Annotated in this window: 4 protein-coding genes; 2 read left to right on the top strand and 2 right to left on the bottom strand. The window is 74.7% G+C overall.

All coding sequences use genetic code 11. From position 1 onward, the window contains the following. Positions 1–32 precede the first annotated feature (32 nt). Both ACWEVO_RS28050 and cofD read right to left on the bottom strand, forming a co-directional pair. Positions 33–1,121, bottom strand: coding sequence for a coenzyme F420-0:L-glutamate ligase (locus ACWEVO_RS28050; protein ID WP_452310494.1), 1,089 nt, complete (start codon positions 1,119–1,121; stop codon positions 33–35). Further along, the gene (gene cofD, locus ACWEVO_RS28045) at positions 1,118–2,065 is read right to left on the bottom strand and encodes a 2-phospho-L-lactate transferase (protein WP_452310493.1); all 948 of its coding nucleotides are present in this window, start codon (positions 2,063–2,065) and stop codon (positions 1,118–1,120) included. The genes ACWEVO_RS28050 and cofD overlap by 4 nt, the downstream gene beginning before the upstream one ends. A gap of 100 nt (positions 2,066–2,165) precedes the next feature. Here cofD and ACWEVO_RS28040 point away from each other — a divergent pair, with 100 nt between their 5' ends. Both ACWEVO_RS28040 and ACWEVO_RS28035 read left to right on the top strand, forming a co-directional pair. After that, positions 2,166–3,032 carry a hypothetical protein gene (locus ACWEVO_RS28040; protein ID WP_452310492.1) on the top strand — a complete coding sequence of 289 codons (867 nt, stop codon included), beginning with the start codon at positions 2,166–2,168 and terminating at the stop codon, positions 3,030–3,032. A gap of 285 nt (positions 3,033–3,317) precedes the next feature. Continuing rightward, positions 3,318–5,837 (top strand): bifunctional FO biosynthesis protein CofGH, encoded by a 2,520-nt coding sequence (locus ACWEVO_RS28035; protein ID WP_452310491.1) that lies wholly within the window; start codon positions 3,318–3,320, stop codon positions 5,835–5,837. The last annotated feature ends 1 nt before the right edge of the window (position 5,838 follow it).

The raw sequence follows: 5,838 nt of genomic DNA, 5'->3' as shown, positions 1-5,838 counted from the left end.
GCGGCGGTGGGGGCGGTGCGGCGGCGGGCGGGTCAGATGGCGAGGGCGGCGCTGGCGGTGCTGCCCGTGGGCGGGGGAAGGAGCGCCGACGACACGCCCTCGGCGGCCAGCGCGGTCCGCAGCCGCTGCAGGTCGGCGCCGAAGCGGACCAGGTCCGCCGAATCCACCGGCGTCGGCGGCGCGCCCAGCACTAGGCCGGTGGCCGGTTCGGGCCAGCCCGGCACGGTGGCCACCAGACCGGCGCGTACCTCCTCGTCGATGACGTGGGTGAAGACCGTGCCGGGCGCGACCACCTCGGCGACCGCGGCGATCGCCCGGTCGACGGCCGTCGGATCGGCCGGGGCCGGGCCCGGGCCGTCGGCCAGGGTGGCGGCCTCCCGTAGCCCGGCGGCCTTCGCCTCGGCGGTGCCCAGCGAGAAGAGGTCCAGCGCGGCGTCCCGGACCAGGGCGCGGGCGCCCTCGCCCTCCTCGGCGCCCGCCACGCCCGGGTAGCCCCGGACCACGGCCACCGGCACCTGGTCGCACTTGCCCTTGATCAGTTCGCCGGCGCCCGCCAGCTCGTCCACCACGGCGAGCTGGGTGAGCTGCAGTTCGTTGCCGTACGGGTCGATCTCGCCGCGGTGGTCGCGGATCGCCGGCATCCCGGCCACGCCGAGGGCCACGTCGGTGAGGCCGTTGCGCCACGGCCGGCCCATCGTGTCGCTGATGATCACGGCGACGTCCAGCTGGTACCGCTCGCGCAGCGCGGCCCGCAACGCCCGGGCCGACGCGTCCGGGTCCTTCGGCAGCAGCACCAGGCGGGTCTTGTCCACGTTCGACGCGTCGATGCCGGCGGAGGCCATCACGAAGCCGTGATGGGTCTGCACGATCCGGGTCGCACCCCGGGTGGCCACCACCCGGGCCGTCTCGCCGGCGAGCACCTCGTCCTTCGCGGCGAGCCGCTCGGGACCGTCCGCCGGCACGTCGACCAGGCGGCCCTCCGCCTTCGAGACGATCTTGCTGGTAACCACCAGCACGTCTCCGTCGCGCAGCCACGGCGCGGCGGTGGCGATCACCGCCGCCAGGTCGTCGCCCTCGGTCACGTCGCCGATGCCCAGCACCGGCAGGATCTCCAGCCTCACATCAGCTCCAACGCGGCCCGGACCATCGCCGCCGTGACCGCCTCGTCGGTCATCCGCAACGGCGCCGAGCGTACGGTCACGTCCGGCACCACCGTCCCCTCGTCCTCGGGGGCGACCAGCCAGCCGTCGAGCAGCCCGCCCGCCGACCGGCCACCGTAGAGGCCGCCCACCCCGGCCCCGCTGCACTCCACCCCGAGCACGGCGAGGCAACGGTCGGCCATCCCGCGTACCGGGGCGCCACCGATGATCGGAGAGACCCCGACCACCGGAGCCGGCCCGTCGGTCACCGCCTCGCGCAGTCCCGGCACGGCCAGGATCGGGGCGATGCTCACCACCGGGTTGCTCGGGGCGATCAGCACCACGTCGGCCGCGGCGATCGCCTCCCGGACGCCGGGCGCCGGCTTCGCCGACTCCGCGCCGACGAAGACGAACCGGTGGGTGGGCAGCTGCGCCCGGTGGCGCACCCACCACTCCTGGAAGTGGATCGCCCGCTGGCCTCCGTCGACGTCGACCACCACGTGCGTCTCCAGCCGGTCGTCGGTCGCCGGCAGCAGGCGTACGCCGGGCTGCCAGCGGGTGGCGAGCGCCTCGGTCACCTGGGACAGCGGGTAGCCGGCGTTGAGCATCGTGGTCCGGACCAGGTGGGTGGCGATGTCCTTGTCGCCCAGCCCGAACCAGGTCGGCTCGGCGCCGTACGCGGCCAGCTCGGACTTGACCGTCCAGGTCTCGCCCACCCGGCCCCAGCCCCGTTCGGGGTCGGCGCCGCCGCCCAGCGTGTACATCACGCTGTCCAGGTCGGGGCAGACCTTCAGCCCGTGCAGCAGCAGATCGTCGCCGACGTTGACCACGGCGGTCACGTCGGCCCCCACCTCACGGGCGTACGCCCGGACACCGAGCAGGAACCGGGCGCCCCCGATTCCGCCGGTCAGAACCACGATGCGCATGGCGTCCATCCTTCCGCACGTGCGGCTGTCGATCCGGTCGTGCCCGGTGCGACTAGGCTCACGTCCGGAAACTGTCCGTTTTCGTCCCCAGGGGGAGTTCGTGACCAGCCCCGCCGAGCCCGCGTCCGGCGACGCGACGCAGGCCAGCCAGGTGACCAAGCCATTGCGCGAACTGGCCGCGCTCGTCCTGCTCGGCGCGAACGCCGTGCTGCTCTTCGTCGGCCTGCTGCGCCTGCTGGTACCGACCGACGACTACAGCACCTTCAGCAGCCGGGCGGGAAGCACCTTCTTCGCCTTCGTCGGCGTCGAGTCGGCCGTGCTGCCGCTGCTGGCGGTGCTGCTGGCCACCCACGTACGCCCGGCGCTGCCGAAGGCGAAACTGATCACCCAGGCGGCCCTCGGCGAGTACGCGTTCGCCGCCCTGTTCGGCGCGCTCACCCTGCTGATCTGGCTGGTCGGCCGGCTCGCCGCCGCCGAGGTGCTGGACGCGTTCCTCGGCCTGCTCACCCGGGTGGCCTGGCTGGCCATCTTCGGGATCGCGGCGTTCGTGGTGTTCCACATCTGGCGTCGGCTCTACTACGTCGCCAAGCCCAAGCCGCAACCCGGCGTGTACGGGCAGCCCCAGCCCGGCTGGCCGCAGCAGCCGGGTGGCTATCCCGGCCAGCCGGGCGGCTACCCGCCCCCGGGCCACGGCGGGTACGTCCCCGGCGGCCAGCCGAACCAGCCGGTGCCCGGCCAGTACGGCGTCCCGCAGTCGGCCCCGCCCTTCAACGCCACCCCGCCGCACGCCCCGCAGTCCGCGCCGCCGTTCGGCTCCCCGCACCCGGCGCCGCCGTTCGGCCAGCCGCCGTCGGCGGACCCGACCCAGGCCATCCCGCGCCAGCCGGCCGAGTTCGGCCAGCCGTCCCCGCAGGACAGCGACCGCACCCAGCGCTTCGACCGGGACGACCCCAACCACCCCCGCTGACCCGCCCGCCCCGCCGCGCACGCCGAGCCGCGCGCACGCCGAGCCCCGCGCACGCCGAGCGCACGCCGAGCCGCGCGCACGGCAAGGCGCCGCACGACGAGGCGACTGATTCATGGAAAGAGTGGCTTCCCCGACCCGGGAGGCCACTCTTTCCATGAACGAGACCCGTCCAGGAATGAGGGCCGCCCAAGAACGGGGCCCGTCCGGGAACGAGGGCCGTCCAGGAACGAGGGCCGGGTGGCGGGGTCGGATGGGTGCCGGTCGTCCAGCGCCTAGGCTGGACGGATGGTTGATCGCACCGAGCCCGCGCCGACGGAGGCGAGTGTCCGGCGGGCGCTGCGCCGGGCCGCGACCGGGCGCGCGCTGGATGTCGACGAGGCGAGCACGCTGCTGACCGCGCGCGGCGACGCGCTGGACGAGCTGCTCCGGATCGCCGGTGAGGTGCGCGACGCCGGACTGCGCGAGGCGGGGCGTCCGGGCGTGGTCACCTTTTCCAAGAAGGTCTTCATCCCACTGACCCGGCTCTGCCGGGACCGCTGCCACTACTGCACCTTCGCCACGGTGCCGCACCGGCTGCCCGCCGCGTACCTGGAGCGGGACGAGGTGCTGGCGATCGCCCGGGCGGGCGCCGCGCAGGGCTGCAAGGAGGCGTTGTTCACCCTCGGCGACCGGCCGGAGGAGCGCTGGCCGGCGGCCCGCCGGTGGCTGGACGAGCGGGGCTACGACTCCACCCTCGACTACCTGCGCGCCTGCGCGGTGGCGGTGCTGGAGGAGACCGGGCTGCTGCCCCACCTCAACCCGGGCGTGCTGTCCTGGTCGGAGCTGCAACGGCTCAAGCCGGTGGCGCCGAGCATGGGCATGATGCTGGAGACGACCGCGACCCGGCTTTGGTCGGAGCCGGGCGGGCCGCACTTCGGCTCGCCGGACAAGGAGCCGGCGGTCCGGCTCCGGGTGCTCGACGACGCCGGCCGGGTCGGGGTGCCGTTCACCACCGGCATCCTGATCGGCATCGGGGAGACCCTGCCCGAGCGGGTGGACGCGCTCTTCGCGATCCGCCGGCGGCTGCGGGAGTACGGCCACCTCCAGGAGGTGATCGTGCAGAACTTCCGCGCCAAGCCGGACACCGCGATGCGCGGGATGCCCGACGCGGAGCTGCACGACCTGGCCGCGACGGTCGCGGTGACCCGGATCCTGCTCGGCCCGAGGGCCCGGGTCCAGGCTCCGCCGAACCTCATCGAGGGGGAGTACGACCTGCTGCTGCGGGCCGGCATCGACGACTGGGGTGGGGTCTCGCCGGTCACCCCGGATCACGTGAACCCGGAGCGGCCCTGGCCGCAGCTCGACGAGCTGGCCCGGCGTACCGCCAAGGCCGGCTTCACCCTCCGGGAGCGGTTGACCGTCTACCCCGAGTACGTCCGGGCCGGCGACCCGTGGCTGGACCCGCGCCTGCTGCCGCACGTCACCGCCCTCGCCGACCCGGCGACCGGGCTCGCCGTCGAGGCGGCCCGCCCGGAGGGCCGCCCCTGGCAGGAGCCGGAGGAGGTGTTCGGCGGGCGGACCGACCTGCACGCCACCATCGACACCACCGGCCGCACCGGGGACCGGCGCGGCGACTTCGACAGCGTCTACGGCGACTGGAACGAGGTCGCCGGCAAGGTGGCCCCCGTACCCGGGAACAGCGCCGTGACCAGCACCGACGCCGAGCTGCGCGCGGGCCTGCGGCTGGCCGCGGACGACCCGGCGGCGCTGCTCGCCCCGGCGCACGAGGCGAAGGCGCTGGCGCTGTTCGGCGCCGACGGGCCGGCGCTGGACGAGCTGTGCCGGATCGCCGACGACGTCCGCCGGGACGCGGTCGGCGACGACGTCACCTACGTGGTCAACCGCAACATCAACTTCAGCAACGTCTGCTACGTCGGCTGCCGGTTCTGCGCGTTCGCCCAGCGGGAGACCGACGCGGACGCGTTCCGGCTCTCCCTCGACCAGGTCGCCGACCGGGCCGAGGAGGCGTGGGCGGCCGGCGCCAGCGAGGTGTGCCTGCAGGGCGGCATCGACCCGAAGCTGCCGGTCACCGGGTACGCGGACCTCGTCCGGGCGATCAAGGCCCGGGTCCCGGGGATGCACGTGCACGCGTTCTCGCCGATGGAGATCGTCACCGCGGCGGCCAAGGCCGGGGTGCCGGTGAAGGAGTGGCTGCTCCAGCTCCGCGAGGCCGGGCTGGACACCATCCCGGGGACCGCCGCCGAGATCCTCGACGACGAGGTGCGCTGGGTGCTGACCAAGGGCAAGCTGCCGGCCGCCGCCTGGGTCGAGGTGGTCAGCACGGCCCACCAGCTGGGCATCCGGTCCAGCTCCACGATGATGTACGGCCACGTGGACCATCCCGGCCAGTGGCTCGCCCACTTCCGGGTGCTGGCCGGGGTGCAGGACCGCACCGGCGGCTTCACCGAGTTCGTGGCGCTGCCCTTCGTGCACACCAACGCGCCCATCTACCTGGCGGGGATCGCCCGCCCGGGGCCGACCTGGCGGGAGAACCGGGCGGTGCACGCGATGGCCCGGCTGCTGCTGCACGGCCGGATCGCCAACATCCAGTGCTCCTGGGTGAAGCTCGGCGACGAGGGCACCGTGGCGATGCTCCGGGGCGGCTGCAACGACCTGGGCGGCACCCTGATGGAGGAGACCATCTCCCGGATGGCCGGGTCGGGCAACGGCTCGGCCCGGACCGAGGAGCAGCTCCGGGCGATCGCGGCGGCGGCCGGCCGGCCGGCCCGCAGGCGGACGACCGCGTACGGTCACGCCCGCGCCTGAC

Source organism: Micromonospora sp. NPDC003776 (genome assembly GCF_053605645.1).
The sequence above is the reverse complement of the archived record's forward strand: the minus strand, read 5'-3'. Positions and strand labels throughout refer to the sequence as shown.